The sequence below is a fragment of the Martelella sp. NC20 genome (assembly GCF_013459645.1).
Taxonomy (GTDB): Bacteria; Pseudomonadota; Alphaproteobacteria; order Rhizobiales; family Rhizobiaceae; genus Martelella.
Map to the genome: position 1 here is coordinate 633,285 of NZ_CP054861.1, position 16,645 is coordinate 649,929.

Below are 16,645 nucleotides of genomic sequence, written 5' to 3' on the forward strand. Positions count from 1 at the left end.
GTGAAAGTCATTGGCAAGCGTTCCGGCGCTTGCCGTTTTTGTTTCTGGCGTCCGGTTGGATGACCTGACGCGCCGCAGAAGGTGGTTTCAGACATGGCAAAGCGGATAGACGGCAAGGCGATCGCCGCCGAGGTGATCGCAAAGGTCACGGCGGCGAGTTCAGCGCTCAAGGCGGAAAAGGGCGTCGTGCCGGGACTGGCGGTCGTCATCGTCGGCGATGATCCCGCAAGCCACACCTATGTCGCCGCCAAGGGCAGACGCGCGAAGGAATGCGGTTTTCACTCCGTCCAGATCACCCTGCCCGCGGAAACCGGCCAGGAGGAACTGGAACAGGTGGTCCGCGAGCTCAACGACGATCCGACGATCCATGGCATTCTGGTGCAGTTGCCCCTGCCCGCGCACCTCGATGAGTTCCCCGTCATCCAGCTCATCCGTCCCGAAAAGGACGTCGACGGACTGTCGATCGTCAATGCCGGAAAACTCGCGCTCGGCGATACCAGGACGGGACTGATTTCCTGCACGCCGGCGGGCGCGATGGTGCTGATCCGCTCGATCCACGGAAGCGATCTCTCCGGCCTCAACGCCGTCGTGATCGGCCGCTCGAACCTGTTCGGCAAGCCGATGGGACAATTGCTGCTTCAGGCCAATGCGACGGTGACCATGGCCCATTCGCGCACCGCGAACCTTGCCGATATCTGCAGCCGCGCCGACATCCTGATCGCCGCCACCGGCCGGGCCGAAATGGTGAAGGCCGATTGGGTGAAGCCGGGCGCAACCGTGATCGACGTCGGCATAACCCGGATACCGGCGCCGGAACGCGGCGAGGGCAAAACCCGTCTGATCGGCGATGTCGATTATGCCGCTGTCGAAAAGATCGCCGGCGCCATCACGCCCGTGCCTGGCGGCGTGGGCCCGATGACGATCACCATGCTGATGGCCAACACCGTGACCGCCGCCTGCCGCGACAGCGGCATGACCGTACCGGATTTCTGAGGCGACGGCCGCGCCCTGCGCGTTGCAAGCGCCGGCCTTACCGAAAGGGTTTTAGCTGAAAGCCTTGAACGTCACCAGGGTGAACGTGTCCTTCACGCCTTCGATCGTTTGCAGACTGCTGGTAACGAAATGACCGATATCGGCGTCCTTGGCGAGATAGAACTTCGCGAGCAGATCGTAATCGCCGGAAGTCGAATAGATTTCCGAGGTTTCCTCAAGCGTGCGCACCACCAGATCCGCGACATCATAGGCCTGTCCGGGATGGCATTTGAACTGAACGAATATCGTCTGCATCGGCTGTATCGATCCTCTTTACGCGTCATCGTCGCATCGCAGCTTCGTGTATAACATCAGCCGGCGGACGGAAGCCAGATACTTCAATGAGAGTCATTGACTACCACAAAAATAAAACTTAATTCCGTTATGTGTTATTTCTGCTCTCGGGAGCTCCGAAACCTTTCCGGGAAAAGTGGATACCGGTTTTCGGTCCGGAGGCACGAGAGAGCATCGAAGACAGGGCATTAGATGCTCTTCAAACTGGCGTGACCAGAATTTTAGTTTGGCGAATGAAACAGCCGGTCTATATGCATTGTGAGCGTCGCCCGCGGCATTGCAACGACGGAACGGCATGTGAAGGAAACAGGGAGTTAGCATCATGGCCATCGCAAAAGCGTTATCGGACAAACTCAAGAAGACGGACCTTGCCGAGACCCGCGCCTATATCGCCGGCGAGTGGCGCGACAAGGTCGCAAGCGGCAAGACCTTCGATGTCGTGAACCCGGCGACGGGCGATGTGATCGCCACCCTGCCCGACTGCGGCAAAGACGAGGTCGAGGAAGCAGTCGCGGCCGCCTACGAGGCGCAGAAGGCCTGGGCGAAGAAAACCGGCAAGGAGCGCGCCGCAATCCTGCGCAAGCTCTACGATCTGATGGTCGAAAATGCCGATGATCTGGCGGTCATCCTGACTGCGGAAATGGGCAAGCCGCTTGCCGAGGCGCGCGGGGAAGTCCTCTACGGCGCGGCCTATATCGAATGGTTCGGTGAAGAGGCCAAGCGCGCCTATGGCGATATCATTCCCGGTCATCAGGCCGACAAGCGGATCATGGTCATCCGCCAGCCGGTCGGCGTCGTCGGCGCGATCACCCCGTGGAACTTCCCCAATGCGATGCTTGCCCGCAAGATGGCCCCGGCGCTTGCCGCCGGCTGCTCGATCGTGTCCAAGCCGGCCCAGCAGACGCCGCTTTCGGCGCTCTCCATGGCGCTGCTGGCCGAGCGGGCCGGACTGCCGAAAGGCCTGCTCTCGGTCGTGACCTCCACCAGTTCGTCCACCGTCGGCAAGGTCTTCAGCGAGGACGATCGGGTCCGCAAGATCACCTTCACCGGCTCCACCGAGGTCGGCCGGATTCTGATGCGCCAGGGCGCCGACCAGATCAAGAAGATGGGTCTCGAACTCGGCGGCAATGCGCCGTTCATCGTGTTTGACGACGCCGATCTCGATGCCGCCGTCGAAGGCGCGATCGCCTCCAAATTCCGCAATGCCGGGCAGACCTGCGTTTGCGCCAACCGGCTTTATGTGCAGGCGGGCGTCTATGATGAATTCGCCGAAAAGCTCTCCAGACGCGTTGCCGGTCTCAAGGTCGGCGGCGGCATGGAAGAAGGCGTCGAGATCGGCCCGATGATCGAAAAGGCGGCTGTCGAGAAGGTCGAGGACCATATCGCCGACGCCACCGCCAAGGGCGCGTCGATCAAGCTCGGCGGCAAGCCGCATGAGCGCGGCGGCCTGTTCTTCCAGCCGACGGTTCTGACCGGCGTAACGCCCGACATGAAGTGCGCGCGCGAGGAAACCTTCGGTCCGGTGGCCCCGCTGTTCAAGTTCGACAGCGAGGACGAAGTCGTCGCCATGGCCAATGACACCGAGTTCGGCCTCGCCTCCTATTTCTTCTCGCGCGACGTGGCCAAGATCTTCCGGGTCGCCGAAGCGCTGGAATACGGCATTGTCGGCGTCAATACCGGCCTGGTCTCCACCGAGGTCGCCCCCTTTGGCGGCGTCAAGCAGTCCGGTCTCGGCCGCGAGGGCTCCAAATACGGTCTCGATGACTATACCGAACTGAAATACATCTGCCTCGGCGGCATCGCCTGAAGGCGAGCCACGCTCTCGAGAGGTTGCTGATACTTCTCGGGAGTCATGCTCGTGCTTGACACGAGCATCCAGGCCACGCGGAAAACGCCGCATGGACCCTCGGGTCAAGCCCGAGGGTGACCCGGTCTGAGGATAGTTCTGGCGACCAGCCAAAGGAGAGCAACACTTCCCTTTCGCTCACCTGCTGAACTCAACCCGGCGTTGCGATCGAGCGGAGCGCCGTTTCGATCCGCTCGCGTTCCGCCAGAAGCCGCGCCTCGGCCTCGTCCTGGCCGATGCGGACGAAGTGGAACGGTTTGCCGGTCGGCATCTGCGAAAACCGCGGCAGGTCGGCCGAAATCACCGTGGCGATCTTGGGATAGCCGCCGGTCGTCTGCCGCTCCGCCGTCAGCACCGTGGCAATACCCGAGCCCGGAACCTGTATCGAGCCCGCGGGGGTCGCATCGGAGATGATGTCGTGGCCGCCCGCGGCGCGCAGGAACGGCCCGTCGAGCAGGCTCGCCATCCGGTCGCGGCGGCCGGAAACGGAAAACGGCTCGGTGAGAAGCAGCGCCCAGGCATGGGCGTCGAAGCGGTCGTCCTGCGGCCCGGCGACGATCCGGATCGGGCCTTGCGGATAATGGAAAATCGCCGTCAGTCTTTGCGGCGGGCCGGGTTCGCTGTCCCCGAGCGGCAGCACATCGCCATCGGCCAGCACCCTGCCCTCAAACCCGCCCATCGCGTTTCGGACATGGGTGGCGCGCGAGCCGAGCAGTTCCGGCACGGCAATGCCGCCGGAAAAGGCGACATAGCCCCAGACCGCGCCCCTCATCGGACCGATCTCGAGCGTTTCACCCGGCCTGAGCGCGTGGCTTTCCCAAAGCGGCATGGCGCGCCCGTTGATCGTCATCGCTGCGGCCCCGCCGGTGACGGCCACCATGCAGGGCGCGGTGACGCGGTAGCTGCCGCCGAACTGGGCGAATTCCAGCGCCGCCACCCCGTCCCCGTTGCCGACAAGCGCCTGCGCAATGCGGAACGCGGCCGCGTCCATCGGCCCCGACGGCGAGACCCCGGCGGCAAGATAGAAGTTGCGCGGCCTTGCCTGGACCGAGACCATGAGCCCTGCCCTGACGACTTCCAGCGTGTTCATGCCGCCTCCACGATCGTCTCGCCCGCCGCCGCGCGGCGTTCCAGCGCCGCCATCTCATCGGCACCGATTTCGAAAAACCGGATCAGGTCGCCGGCACGGAAGAACGAGGGTTCGGCGCGCTCCGGATCGAACAGGCGAAGCGGTGTTCGTCCGATATAGCGCCAGCCGCTCGGGCCGGAAACCGAGTTGATCGCCGCCTGCGCGCCGCCAATACCGACCGCGCCGGCAGCCACCTTCTGGCGCGGCACGGCGAGACGGGGCGTGTGCAACGCCTCCGGCAGACCGCCGAGATAGGTAAAGCCCGGCGCAAACCCGATCATGTAGACCCGATAGCTGGCTGCGGTGTGAAGCGCGATCACCTCTTCGGGGCTTATGCCCTTCATATCGGCAAGGTCTGCGAGATCGAGCGCGTCATCGCCCTGATAACAGACCGGCACCCGGAAATGGCGGGCGACGGCCTCCCCGCCTTCGCCGGTATGTTCGAGCCGTTCGTAAAGCAGCGGCACCAGTTGAGCCCCGCGAATGACGGCGGGATCGTAACAGACAAGCAGCGAACGGTAGGCCGGGACGGTCTCGACAATGCCCGCCACCGGCCGCGCCTTCAGGCTGAAGGCGAGCGCGATCACGCGGGCATTGACGGCCTCGTCAATCGTATCGGCAAATTCCACGGTCACAGCCTGGTCGCCGGCCGGCTTGATCGTCACCACAGTCCCGTCGCTCCCGAATGGCGCCCGCGCCTGCGGACGGCCCGTTCAGGCTATCAGCTTTCGACGGTTTCGCGAAACGCCTCGATCGTCCGCCGTGTCCCCTCCACAAGCGAGACGGCAGGCCATGCGCCCAGGAAGGCGCGCAGCGGCCCGTTGTCCATGGTCTCCGGCACGGCGCGCGGATTGTTCGCAACGGTGATGGCAGCGCCGGGCACGACCGCGCGGATCGCGTCGGCCACATCGTCCATCGAACCGAGTTCGGTCGTCAAGTCGCTGATCACCGGTTCGTTTGCAGGCTTGTCGAGACAACGCAGGAAGATCTCCGTCACCTCGTCGACATGCTGGAAACACATCTTGCCGGAAAACGGCAATTCATAAGCGTCGCCCCGGGCCGCCGCCTGCATGGCCCTCGTGATTGCCGCGGTCTCGCCGCTGGTGCGGCCGGGACCATAGACCACATTCGGCCGAAGCCCGACCGAGCCAAGCCCGTGATCGAGGAAATAGACCTTCGATATCTCCTCGCAGCAATGCTTGAAAACGCCATAGAGATTGGCCGGCGAGGCGAGCGCCCCGCGCGGCCGGGCGGCGAGCGAACTGGCGTAGACGACGCGGTCTATGCCCGCCTTCACCGCAGCCTCGAGAATATTGATGTGGCCGATGACATTGACCTGCGCGCCAAGCACCGGGTTGGCCCGGCAGGCCGGAATAACAAGAGCCGCCAGATGCAGGATGGCATCGATCCCGAAATCAGCGATCACCGCCTCGATCGCGCTCGGCTGGGTGATATCGCCCTCAATATAGGAGACGCCCGGCAGACGGGCTTCCTCAGGCGGCGGATTGAGATCCAACACGACCACCTGGTCGCCGCGTTCGGCAAGCGCGTCGGTCAACGCCTGCCCCAGAAACCCGGAACCGCCGCTGACCAGCACCGTCAGCGGCGTGCGCAGCACATCCTGCCCGCTCATGATGCCATCCCCTGCCCGCCATTGACGTCCATCAACTGGCCGGTGATGAAACCGGCCTCGTCGGAAGCGAAGAAAGCGACGGCGGCGGCGACATCCTCGACCCGGCCGTTGCGGCGCACGGGAATGCTCTCGACCGTCTTCCGCCGTTCCTCCGGCGACATCCGCTCGCTCAACAGCCTTTCGACCCGCGGCGTCAGGATCGCGCCGGGGCAGACGGCGTTGCAGGTGATGCCGTGGGGACCGAATTCCTGCGCCATCTGCAACGTCATCGACTGGATCGCGCCCTTGGCGGCTACATAATTGGCCCCGGTGAACAGGCTGCCGTAGCGCCCCGCCTTGGAGCCGAGATTGATCACCCGGCCGAAACCACCCTTGACCATGCCCGGCAGAACAAGGCGGCTGACGCGCACGGCGGCGGTGACATTGAGCGCCATGACCCGCTCCCAGTCGTCATCGCTTTCCTCCAGAAACGCCTTCGGCGTGTGCAGCGATCCGCCGGCATTGTTGACCAGAATATCGAACGTCATGCCCTTTTCCGCAAATTCCGCCATCATCCGGGCGATATCGTCGCCGTCGGTCAGATCGCCGGCAATGAAGATGGCATCGCGGAACGCCGGCATCTCGCGCGCCTTGTCGATCGCCTCCGGGCTGCGGTCGATGATGCCGATCCGCGCGCCCTCGGCGGCGAGCCTCGCGGCGATCGCGGCGCCGAGCCCGTCCGCAGCGCCGGTAACCAGCGCGGTTCTGCCCTTCACGCGTTCCATATTTCCTCCCTTCGGTCTTCCCCGCTGAATGAGGGATTGACCCTTATTAAAAATGGTACATAATACCACTATGCAGAACTTTTGACATTCTGCCAACGGTTTTTGCAAAAGCTCCTGACGGAGCGCGCGAATATTTGGGAGGAGCAACATGATGAAATCAACCAAGGGGGCCGCGGGCCGCCTCGTATCGGTAATCGCAGTCGCTGCGACCTTTGTCACCCTGACAGGCGCCGCCGAGGCCCAGTCCAACCGTCCGGTCACCATCGTCGTGCCATTTGCAGCCGGCGGCGGCACCGACATCACCACCCGCGCCATGCAAGAGGGTATGGCCACGTCACTGGGCGTCAATGTCGCGGTCAAGAACACGGCAGGCGCCGGCGGCACCATCGGCGTCGGCGAGGTCGCCCGCGCCAGGGCGGATGGCACCACGCTCGGCATGGCGCCGGTGGGCCCGCTGACCACGCAGCCGCATCTGCGCAAGCTGCCCTATGACGTCGACAGTTTCGATTATATCTGCCTTGCCTATTCCGCACCGACGGTGATCGCGGTCAGGCAGGACTCGCCTTTCAACAACCTCGAAGACCTCGTCAAATTTGCCAAGGAGAACCCGGAAGAGGTGACGTTCGCGGTGCAGGCGATCGGCTCGATCCCGCATATCGCGGGCCTCGCTCTGGAAGACGCATCCGGCATCAAGATGACCTATCTGCCGGTTGACGGCGACGGCCCGGCGCTCAAGGCGCTGCTTGACGGCACCGCCGACGTGTTCATTCCGCATGTCTCGTTCTTCACCAGCAATTCCGAGCAGCTCAAGTCTCTGGCGCTGCTCGCCAAGGAAAAGCTGGCCGAACAGCCCGACCTGGCCACCGCGGCCGAGCAGGGCTACGACCTCGATTTCCCGATCTGGGGCGGCCTCGTCGCGCCGGCCGGGCTTGAGGATGCCGATGTGACCCGGCTCGACACAGCCTGCAAGGCGGCGATCGATTCCGCACCGTTCCAGGCGCAGATGGAAAACCTGAAACAGCCCTCCGCCTATATGAATTCGGCTGATTTCGGCGCTTTCGTGCACGAGAAGTACGAAACCAACCGCAAACTGCTCGAAAAGGCCGGTCTTCTGGCAAACTGACGATCCGACGGCTGCCGTGCCGGCACGGCAGCCGTCCCGATCAACCCGCAGTTTCTGAACAACACGGAATAAGCTACTTGTCATCTTGAGAACCCGGCTGGTCCCGCTCCTGCCGGCATTATCTTTGTCACGCCGAAACGGGCTTGGAGGAAGCATGACCGACCGGGAGATCAGCGACGGCAAGGTATCACTGGCAGCACGCGTGACGGAGGCGGCGGTCATCGGCGCGCTCGCGCTCGTCGTCCTTGTCTTCTTCATCCAGACCTTCGAGGAAATCAGCGCCTTTGCCAGGGCGAGCCAAGGCAGGGGGCCGTTCTTCTTTCCGCGTTTCGTTCTCGGCGTGATGGCGGTGCTGCTCGCGCTTCTCATGTTCCTGTTGCCGGGCGTGCGCCACCGGGGCACGGAACTGCCCGCCCTCCGGCCGTCGCTTCGCATGCTGGCCCTGATGGCGGCAACGGCGGGGTATTGCGCCGCGATGCCGGTGATCGGGTTTCTTGCCTCCAGCATTGTCTTCGCGATCGCCGTGCCCGCCATTCTGGGCCGGCGCGACATTCTCCTGCTCGCCGCTGTCGCTGCCAGCTATTCGCTCGCCGTCTGGTTCCTGTTCGAGCGGGTCTTCCTGATCCTGCTGCCGGGCTTTTCCTGGCCGTGGTAACCCTCATCAACCGATAACCGGGGACATTTCATGGATCTCATTGTCTCGGCCGCAACCCAGATCGCGACACCGCTCACGCTTCTTGCCATCATCGCCGGAACGCTGGTCGGCGTGATCGTCGGCGTCTTGCCGGGGCTCGGCTCGGTGATCGGGCTGACAATGGTGCTGCCCTTTACCTTCTCCATGCCGCAGATCCCGGCGATCGCGCTGATGCTCGGCGTCTATTGCGGCTCGGTCTATGGCGGCTCGATCACCGCGATCGTGCTCAACACGCCCGGCACGCCCCAATCCGCGGCAACCGCGCTCGAAGGCTTCCCGATGGCGCAGCGCGGCGAGGCCGATCTCGCGATCGGCTGGGTGACGACCGCCTCCACCTTCGGCGGGCTGTTCTCGGTGCTGGTGTTCGTGCTGGCGGGCCCCTCGCTTGCCGCCTTTTCCCTGCAATTCACGCCGATCGAATATTTCGCGCTCGGCCTGTTCGCGATGACCTGCATCGCCGGCGTTTCCTCCGGCAATCTATTGAAGGGACTGACCGCCGGCGCGTTCGGCGTGTTGCTTGCGACCGTCGGCAATGACCCGGTCACCGGCGATCTGCGCTTTACCTTCGACAGTTTCCAGCTTTCCGCCGGCATCGGCCTCATTCCCGTGATCGTCGGCCTGTTCGCGTTTTCCGAGATGTTCATGCGGGTTCTGACGATCGATCGCGACGGACCGCCGCCCGAACAGATGCGGGTCGGCTTCCGCATGCCGCCATGGTCTCAGTGGAAGAGCCGGCTCGGCATGCTGCTGCGCGGGTCCATAATCGGCTCCTTCGTCGGCGCGTTGCCGGGCACGGGCGCGGCGACCGCCGCCTTCATCGCATATTCGGAGGCCCGCCGTGCGTCCAAGCGCAAGGACAATTTCGGCCATGGCGAGCCCGACGGCCTGGTTGCCTGCGAAAGCGCCAACAATGCGGTCACGGGCTCGGCGCTGGTGCCGACGCTTTCGCTCGGCATTCCCGGAGACCCGGTGACCGCCGTGATGCTCGGCGCGCTGGTGGTCCAGGGGATTGCGCCGGGCCCCCAGCTTTTCGCCAATCATCTCGATCTGATCTATGCGATCTTCTTCTGCCTGATCATCGTCAATCTGGCGATGTTTGCGATCGGCGCGCTCGGCGCCTCGCTGTTTACCCGCGTGTTGCGTATTCCTGAACCGATCCTGATCGGGCTGATCCTGATCATCGCCACCGTCGGCGCCTATGGCGTCAATGGCAATCCGTTCGATGTCTGGGTCGCCTTTATCGCGGGCGTTGCCGGCGTGGTGCTGCGCCATTTCCGCTTTCCGGTGGCCCCGATCGTGATCGGCATGGTGCTGCAACCGACCATCGAAATGTCGCTGCGCCAGGGCCTGATCCTGACCCATGGCAATTTCTGGGCCTTTTTCGAACGGCCGATCGCCGCCCTCCTGTTCACCATCACCGCGCTCACGCTCTGCTGGCCGCTGCTGCGGAAAGGGCTTGCACGGCTTGAACGCTGACATCCCGGGAGCGAGCGCCAGCCAATGTGGCGCCGGTTGACCTGCGGGCAATGGCGACGAGGCGAAGCCCGACGCCACCCGTCAGTCCTTGACGCGCATGTCTTCGGGAACGCCAGGCCTTCGATCACGATATCGACGGTTGCTTCCCCGATTCTTAGAGTCTGTCAGGTTCAAATCGAACCAGACAGACTCTAGATTTATTTGTTTTCGTTTGTCTTTTCGGGAAAACCGGATTCCACTTTTCCCTGACAAACTCTAGAAACACCTTGGCCTCGCCGCCATAACGGACCTCGTTTTCGATGAGATTGCGGATGGCGCGGCGCAGCGAATCCGGTCGGCAGCGATAAACCGTCTTCTCGCTCTCGATATAGGTTACCGGATGGTCGATATCCGCGTGATCCTCGCAGATGCTGCCGACACGGGCATCGAAATCGATCGCGCGCGTCTTTTCGTCAACCGACTGACCGCGCGCGAATTCGACCGCAGCCTCTGTCGTGCCCTGCAATTCGTCAATCGTCGCCAGCATCTTCCGCCGGGTCGTGCTGTTCTCGACAAGTTCTGTCCGCAAGCGCAGCGAGGTCAGCGGGGTGCGCAGGTCATGGCCGATCGCGGCCAGCATCCTGGTGCGGTCTTCCACGAAACGCCTGAGGCGATCCTGCATCCTGTTGAAGGCTTCGGCGGTTCGTCTGATTTCCTCGGGACCGTTTTCGGCAACGCGTCGACGGCACCATTGCTCAGGCTGCCCCTTCCTGCGATGACGAGAGCACAGCGGTCCTCTCATGAGCCCCCAGAATAGGATCTCGGCCGGTTGGCGAAGGCTGCCTGTAACGACAAAATCAGGTGTCCGAAACAAGGAGCGCTCCCCATCGCGCTCATCGGCGTGGCCGCGAGAAACGCTGCCCGATTCTCCGGCAATCGATCTCCATCAGAAACCGCTTGGAACAGCATTCCCTTATTGACCCTTGTAACTGACAGAAAATCGCCCTATTGTCATCAAACGTTCATTTTCAATGGCTAAATGTCTTCAAACGTACATTTATGTCGTTTCAGGTACAAAGGAGAACGAAGATGAAGAAATTTGGGTTTTGGACGCTTGGTGCGCTCACCGGCGCGCTGATCTCGAGCGCTGCCTTCGCCGAGACGATCACCGTTTATACCTCTTATGAAGAAGACGAAGCGGCAGCTTTCCTTGAAAAGGCCAAGGACGCTCTTCCCGATATCGACGTGAACATGCTGCGGCTTTCCACCGGCGATCTCGCGGCCCGCATCATCGCCGAAAAGGCCAATCCGCAGCATGATGTCCTGTGGGGTTTCGCCATCACCTCCATGGTGAACCCGCAGATCGAGGAAACGCTGGAAGCCTATGAGCCGAAGGGCATCGATACCGTTCCCCCGCAGTTCCGCGACCCCGACAACAAATGGTTTGCCGTCACCGGTTACATGGCGGCGCTTTGCGTCAACAATGAACGCCTCAAGGACAAGGGACTGGAAATGCCGACCTCGTGGGCGGACCTGACGGACCCTGCCTTCGCCGACGAGATCGTCATGCCCAATCCGGCAAGTTCGGGCACCGGCTATATCCAGATCGACTCGCTTCTCCAGATGATGGGCGAAGACGAGGGCTGGAGCTTCCTCGACAAGCTCGACAAGAATGTCGCGCAGTACATCAAGTCCGGTTCCAGGCCGTGCAATGTCGCCTCGATGGGCGAATACACCGTCGGCGCTTCCTATGCGATGCGCGCCATCAAGAATATCGAGGAAGGCTACCCGATCACGATGGTCGTGCCGTCCGAGGGCGCCGGCAACGAGCTCGAGGGCAACGCGCTCATCGCCTCCTCCAAGCACAAGGATGCAGCCAAGCTCTTCCTCGACTGGACGCTCAGCCCGGAAGCGGCCAATGCCTATTACGACTGGAAGACGATCGTGACCGTTCCGGGCGGCGATGTGCCCGAGCGCTTCCTCTCCGCAGGCCTGCCCGAGGACGTTCCGGCTGCCCTGTTCCCGGTCGACTTCCGCGCCGCGGCGGAAGACCGCACGGAGATCGTCAATACGTGGCAGGAGCGCTACGAGCGCTAAATTCGCCAGCCGACAACGCAGCCGGCGGGCGGTCATGTCCGCCGGCGCTTGCTTCCAGACTGCATTTCGGCGGGGGCAGCTTCGGCTGACCTGCTCCGTCCCTAGTTCTTACGTGCGTCCGGAGGAAACCGGCCTCCATTTCCCGGACCCGCGCCAGCTAGCAAACCCGCATCAGGAGAAGACGCGCGATGGACCTTTCGATCCGCAATCTTGTCAAGCGCTTCGACAGGCTGACAGCACTCGACAACGTCACGCTCGATGTGCCGCACGGAAACTTCGTCTGCTTTCTCGGCCCGTCGGGCTGCGGAAAGACCACGCTGTTGCGCGTCATCGCCGGGCTTGAGGAAGCCGATGAAGGCACCATTCAGCTCGGCGGCGAGGACCTGACGACGGTGCCCACGCGGGCGCGCAATTTCGGCGTCGTTTTCCAGTCCTATTCGCTGTTTCCCAACATGACGGCGGCGCGCAATGTCGGCTACGGGCTCGAATGCAGGCGCTGGGACAAGGCCAAGATCGGCAGCCGCGTCGATGAAATGCTCGATCTGGTTCACCTTGCCGATCATCGCGCCAAACTGCCGGCCCAGATGTCGGGCGGGCAGCAGCAGCGCATCGCGCTGGCCCGCGCGCTGGCGCCCGATCCGTCCCTGCTTCTGCTCGACGAGCCGCTGTCGGCCCTCGACGCCAAGGTCCGCGAGGAACTGCGCGTCGAGATCCGCGCCCTGCAGCAGCGTCTCAACCTGACCACGATCATGGTCACCCACGATCAGGAAGAGGCGCTGGCGATGGCGGATGTCATCGTCGTCATGAACAAGGGCGCGATCGAGCAGATCGGCTCCCCGCGCGAACTCTATGCCGACCCGAAGACGACCTTCGTTGCCGATTTCATCGGGCGCATGAACATATTGGCACTGGACGAGCATGACCGCGGAAACCCGAGTTTCGGCGGCGTCTCGCTCAAGGTCGCGGATATCGGGAAAGCCACGGATAACGCCAGGGCCCTCGGCATTCGTCCTGAAATGATCTCGCTGACCGATGCCGAAAGCCTCGGCGACAACATTCTGCCCGCAACCGTCAGCGGCGTCACCTATCTCGGCAATATCACCCGGATCGAGACCGTCACCGATGCACAGCCGGACACGCCGATCACCATTGAACTGCATGGGGCGAGCGCGGTTCCCGGGATGGGAGAACGCCTTGGCATCGTCATCCCGGCCGAGGCCCTGAGGGTGCTTTCATGAGCGACGCCGCACGGACCGCAAACCGCCCGGCGCGCGGCGCGGATATAGCCGACCGCGCCAGCATCTGGGCGATGACGCTGTTCGTCGCAGCCCTTCTCGTCATCTTCCTGCTGTTGCCGTTGCTGGGCATTCTGATGCGCAGCCTGGAGACCCCCGACGGTCTCGGCCTCGGCAATTTCATCTCCACCTTCTCGGCCATGCGTTTCTGGCGGCTTGTCGGCGACAGCATTCTGGTATCGCTGACTTCCACCCTGCTGGTGGTGGTCGTGGCCTATGGCTATGCCTACGCGCTTCAACGCGCGATCATTCCGGGAAAATGGCTGCTGCGGATCGTGGTTCTGGTGCCGCTGTTTGCGCCCTCGCTGGTTCAGGCGCAGGGCCTCATCCTGCTGCTGGGGCGCAACGGCATCCTCAACCGCTATCTCGGTTTCGATCTGGATATCTACGGCTTCTGGGGCGTGGCGATCGCCAACGCGCTCTATGCCTTTCCCTATGCCTTCCTGATCCTGTCGGCGGCACTCGCCGTGGCGGATGCGCGGATCTACGAAAGCGCGGAAGCGCTCGGCGCCGGGCCATTGCGCATTTTCCGCGACGTCACGCTGCCAGCGACCCGCTACGGGCTGGCCGCCACCCTGTTCATCGTGTTCATGCTGGCAATCACCGATTTCGGCAATCCGATGGTGATCGGCGGCGATTTCAACGTGCTGGCGACCGAGGTCTACAATCAGGTCATCGGCCAGGCCCAGTTCGGCCTCGGCGCGGTCATCGGCGTAGCCCTTCTGGTGCCCGCCATGTTTGCCAAGCTGATCGAAAAGCGGCTGACGGCCCGCCAGCACGCGCTTGTGACCGAGCAATCCCGGCCCCTGACGGTAAGACCCTCAGCGCGTCGCGACCTGTTGTTTTCGCTCTATGCCTATGCAGTCGCGGGCCTCGTTCTCTGCGTGGTCGGCATCGTCGTGTTCGCCAGCTTCGTGCATCTGTGGCCCTATAATATGAGCTTCACGCTGCGCCATTACCGGTTCGATGTCCAGAACGGCACGGATCCGCTCTGGAACAGCGTTTTTGTCGCTTTTGCAACCGCCATTGTCGGCATCGTCGTCACCGGCCTCGGCGCCATCGTCGTGCACAAGTTCAAGACCGCGCTCACGGGACCGCTCTCCTTTCTGGCAATCCTGCCGGCCGCGGTGCCCGGCATCGTGCTCGGGCTTGGCTACATTCTGGTCTTCAATTCCCCGGCCAATCCGCTCAATTTCCTTTACGGAACCTTTGCGCTGATCATCATTCTCGAGGTCTATTACAACCACGCCCACGCCTTCCTGATCTCATCGACCAGCCTGAAGCAGATCGGCGCGACATTCGATGAAGCATCGACGACGCTCGGCGGCTCCTCGATGACGACGTTGCGCAAGGTCACGCTGCCGCTGATATGGCCGACGCTGCTGGGCGTCGGCGTATTCTACTTCATGCGCTCGATGGTCTCGCTTTCGGCGGTGATCTTCCTGGTCACCCCGTCCACCCAGCTCGCTTCCGTCTCGGTTCTGCAATTGTCCGATCGCGGCGCGCTCAATCAGGCCGCAGCCTTCTCGGTCTGCATCATGGGGATCGTGGTGCTCTGCCTGATCGTCGTGCGTACGCTGATGTGGCTGGCCGGCGTCAGAAACGTCAATCTCATTCGATAAGAGCGGAAAACGCCATGCCTTCATCTCCCATCAAAGCCATCCTTTTCGACAAGGATGGCACCCTGCTCGATTACCAGCGCACCTGGGCGCCCCTCAACCGGGCGGCGGCAGATCTTGCCGCTGTCGGCGATCCGGCGCTTGCCGCGCATTTTCTGCGCGTGGGGGGAATGGACCCGGATAGCGGGCAGACATCGTCCAACAGCCTGCTGGCGGCCGGAAATACCGATGAAATCGCCAGAGCCTGGATCGAGGCCGGCGCGCGTTTCAGCGTCAGCGAACTGACCGCCGCGCTCGACAGGCTCTTTACCGCCGCCGTGTCGGACGCCGTGCCGGTGACCAATCTCGTCAACCTTTTTCGCGATCTGCATGAACGCGGCTTCAGGCTCGGCATCGCCAGCAGCGACAGCCAGTCGGCAATCGAGGGGCTGGTGGAGCGTCTGTCGCTTGCGCCATGGATCGATTTCATCGCCGGCTATGACAGCGGCTACGGCATCAAGCCGGAACCGGGCATGTTGCTGGCGTTCTGCGAGGCGATGGGGGTCGCGCCCTCGCAAACCGCCGTTGTCGGCGACAATCCGCATGACATGAACATGGCGATTTCGGGCGGGGCCGGCCTCAGGGTCGGCGTGCTGACGGGAACGGGAACGCGCGACGTGCTGCAGCCTCTCTGCGATGTCTGCCTTCCGGGAATCCAGATGCTCGCGACCGACATATTTAAAGATATACCGGCTTCCGGGCCATGAGACGGGGAGCGGAAAATCAGGCGGCGGCGCGCGTCAACCGCGTGTCAGCAAACGATATCGACGCCGTTTTCATCCAGAAGACGGCGGATTTCCCCTTCCGGCATCGTGTCGGTGACAAGGGTGTTCACATCGGTGATCGAGCCCAGCCGCACCATGGCGCGCTTGCCGAATTTGCTGCTGTCCACGGCCAGAACCGTGCGGCCCGATTGCGCCATGGCCGCCGTCGCGACAACGCTTTCTGCATGGTCGTCGTCGCAAAGATCGCCGTCATTGTCGATGCCGCTCACCGAAATAATCGCGCTGTCGAACTTGAAGTTCCGGATGAATTCGGGCGTCTCTTCCTGAAAGATGCCGCCATGGATGGGACGGACGAAACCGCCGGGCACGGCCAGCGTGAAATTGGTATTCTCGTTCAGGATCGTCGCGACCCGCAGGCTGTAGGTCAGAACCCTCAGATGATTGCGGCGCGACAGCGCGCGGGCGATCGCCTCGCATGTGGTGCCGGAATCGATGAAGATCGAGGCGCCATCGGGTACCAGCTCGGCAACCAGCTCGCCGATGCGCTGCTTTTCCGCGGAATTGTCGACGCGCCGCCGCCGGTAGACGGTTTCCTCCAGAGGACCGACAAGAACCGCGCCGCCGTGAAGGCGGCGCACGCGACCGGCCTTTTCAAGCGCCAGGATATCGCGCCGCGCCGTCTGCGTGGTGACCGTGAAGAACTCGGAAATCTCTTCCACGGAGATATAGAAGTTCTTTTCCATCAGGCGCAATATCGATGACTGACGGCTCTCTTTCTTTCTTTCTTCGCCGTTATTTTCCACGTCCGCGCCACCTCCAGCACCATTTTCGATTCCGTGCCCCCTTTTTGAAACACCGGGCGCGTGTACGCAAGAAATCTATAAAAATGTTGTAAATATG

15 protein-coding genes and 1 pseudogene are annotated in these 16,645 nt (G+C 62.7%); 9 read left to right on the forward strand and 7 right to left on the reverse strand.

Translation table 11 applies throughout. The features are described 5' to 3' along the window. The first annotated feature begins 93 nt into the window (after window positions 1–93). Window positions 94–993, forward strand: a complete 900-nt coding sequence (gene folD / locus HQ843_RS03105) for a bifunctional methylenetetrahydrofolate dehydrogenase/methenyltetrahydrofolate cyclohydrolase FolD (RefSeq protein ID WP_180899877.1) — start codon at window positions 94–96, stop codon at window positions 991–993. A 51-nt stretch (window positions 994–1,044) separates the two neighbouring features. Here folD and HQ843_RS03110 read toward each other — a convergent pair whose 3' ends face one another. After that, the gene (locus HQ843_RS03110) at window positions 1,045–1,287 is read right to left on the reverse strand and encodes an Lrp/AsnC ligand binding domain-containing protein (RefSeq protein ID WP_180899876.1); all 243 of its coding nucleotides are present in this window, start codon (window positions 1,285–1,287) and stop codon (window positions 1,045–1,047) included. 361 nt (window positions 1,288–1,648) lie between these two features. Between HQ843_RS03110 and HQ843_RS03115 the strand changes: the two genes are divergently transcribed. Then, on the forward strand, window positions 1,649–3,133 hold the full coding sequence (locus tag HQ843_RS03115; protein ID WP_180899875.1) for an NAD-dependent succinate-semialdehyde dehydrogenase: 1,485 nt from the start codon (window positions 1,649–1,651) through the stop codon (window positions 3,131–3,133). Between the two features lie 190 nt (window positions 3,134–3,323). Here the strand turns inward: HQ843_RS03115 and HQ843_RS03120 are convergent, their stop codons facing one another. The 4 genes from HQ843_RS03120 to HQ843_RS03135 are packed head-to-tail and all read right to left on the reverse strand — an operon-like array spanning window position 3,324 to window position 6,698. Next, entirely contained in the window at window positions 3,324–4,262 is a 939-nt protein-coding gene (locus HQ843_RS03120) for a 5-oxoprolinase subunit C family protein (RefSeq protein WP_180899874.1), read from the reverse strand. After that, the gene (gene pxpB, locus HQ843_RS03125) at window positions 4,259–4,966 is read right to left on the reverse strand and encodes a 5-oxoprolinase subunit PxpB (RefSeq protein WP_246710263.1); all 708 of its coding nucleotides are present in this window, start codon (window positions 4,964–4,966) and stop codon (window positions 4,259–4,261) included. Before pxpB ends, HQ843_RS03120 begins: the two co-directional genes overlap by 4 nt. Window positions 4,967–5,022: 56 nt before the next feature. Continuing rightward, a complete protein-coding gene (locus tag HQ843_RS03130) occupies window positions 5,023–5,934 on the reverse strand; it encodes an NAD-dependent epimerase/dehydratase family protein (protein ID WP_180899872.1) in 912 nt (303 codons plus the stop codon). Then, a complete protein-coding gene (locus tag HQ843_RS03135; protein WP_180899871.1) occupies window positions 5,931–6,698 on the reverse strand; it encodes an SDR family NAD(P)-dependent oxidoreductase in 768 nt (255 codons plus the stop codon). Before HQ843_RS03135 ends, HQ843_RS03130 begins: the two co-directional genes overlap by 4 nt. 148 nt (window positions 6,699–6,846) lie before the next feature. Between HQ843_RS03135 and HQ843_RS03140 the strand changes: the two genes are divergently transcribed. The 3 genes from HQ843_RS03140 (at window position 6,847) to HQ843_RS03150 (ending at window position 9,991) form a co-directional block, all read left to right on the forward strand. Next, the gene (locus tag HQ843_RS03140; protein WP_180899870.1) at window positions 6,847–7,821 is read left to right on the forward strand and encodes a Bug family tripartite tricarboxylate transporter substrate binding protein; all 975 of its coding nucleotides are present in this window, start codon (window positions 6,847–6,849) and stop codon (window positions 7,819–7,821) included. A gap of 154 nt (window positions 7,822–7,975) precedes the next feature. Then, entirely contained in the window at window positions 7,976–8,476 is a 501-nt protein-coding gene (locus HQ843_RS03145) for a tripartite tricarboxylate transporter TctB family protein (RefSeq protein ID WP_180899869.1), read from the forward strand. A 30-nt stretch (window positions 8,477–8,506) separates the two neighbouring features. Continuing rightward, on the forward strand, window positions 8,507–9,991 hold the full coding sequence (locus HQ843_RS03150) for a tripartite tricarboxylate transporter permease (RefSeq protein ID WP_180899868.1): 1,485 nt from the start codon (window positions 8,507–8,509) through the stop codon (window positions 9,989–9,991). 256 nt (window positions 9,992–10,247) lie between these two features. Here the strand turns inward: HQ843_RS03150 and HQ843_RS03155 are convergent. Then, window positions 10,248–10,700: pseudogene (locus tag HQ843_RS03155) on the reverse strand (histidine kinase dimerization/phospho-acceptor domain-containing protein); the annotation flags it as partial. Window positions 10,701–11,059: 359 nt separating this feature from the next. Between HQ843_RS03155 and HQ843_RS03160 the strand changes: the two are divergent. From HQ843_RS03160 to HQ843_RS03175, 4 genes are all read left to right on the forward strand, one after another. Further along, a complete protein-coding gene (locus tag HQ843_RS03160; protein ID WP_180899866.1) occupies window positions 11,060–12,067 on the forward strand; it encodes an ABC transporter substrate-binding protein in 1,008 nt (335 codons plus the stop codon). Between the two features lie 188 nt (window positions 12,068–12,255). Further along, complete coding sequence (locus HQ843_RS03165) at window positions 12,256–13,305, forward strand: ABC transporter ATP-binding protein (protein WP_180899865.1); 1,050 nt, start codon at window positions 12,256–12,258, stop codon at window positions 13,303–13,305. Further along, window positions 13,302–14,984, forward strand: coding sequence for an ABC transporter permease subunit (locus HQ843_RS03170; protein ID WP_180899864.1), 1,683 nt, complete (start codon window positions 13,302–13,304; stop codon window positions 14,982–14,984). The genes HQ843_RS03165 and HQ843_RS03170 overlap by 4 nt, the downstream gene beginning before the upstream one ends. A gap of 14 nt (window positions 14,985–14,998) precedes the next feature. Beyond that, window positions 14,999–15,727, forward strand: a complete 729-nt coding sequence (locus tag HQ843_RS03175) for an HAD family hydrolase (RefSeq protein ID WP_180903394.1) — start codon at window positions 14,999–15,001, stop codon at window positions 15,725–15,727. Window positions 15,728–15,771: 44 nt separating this feature from the next. Here HQ843_RS03175 and HQ843_RS03180 read toward each other — a convergent pair whose 3' ends face one another. Next, a complete protein-coding gene (locus HQ843_RS03180; RefSeq protein WP_371822081.1) occupies window positions 15,772–16,548 on the reverse strand; it encodes a DeoR/GlpR family DNA-binding transcription regulator in 777 nt (258 codons plus the stop codon). Between the last annotated feature and the right edge of the window lie 97 nt (window positions 16,549–16,645).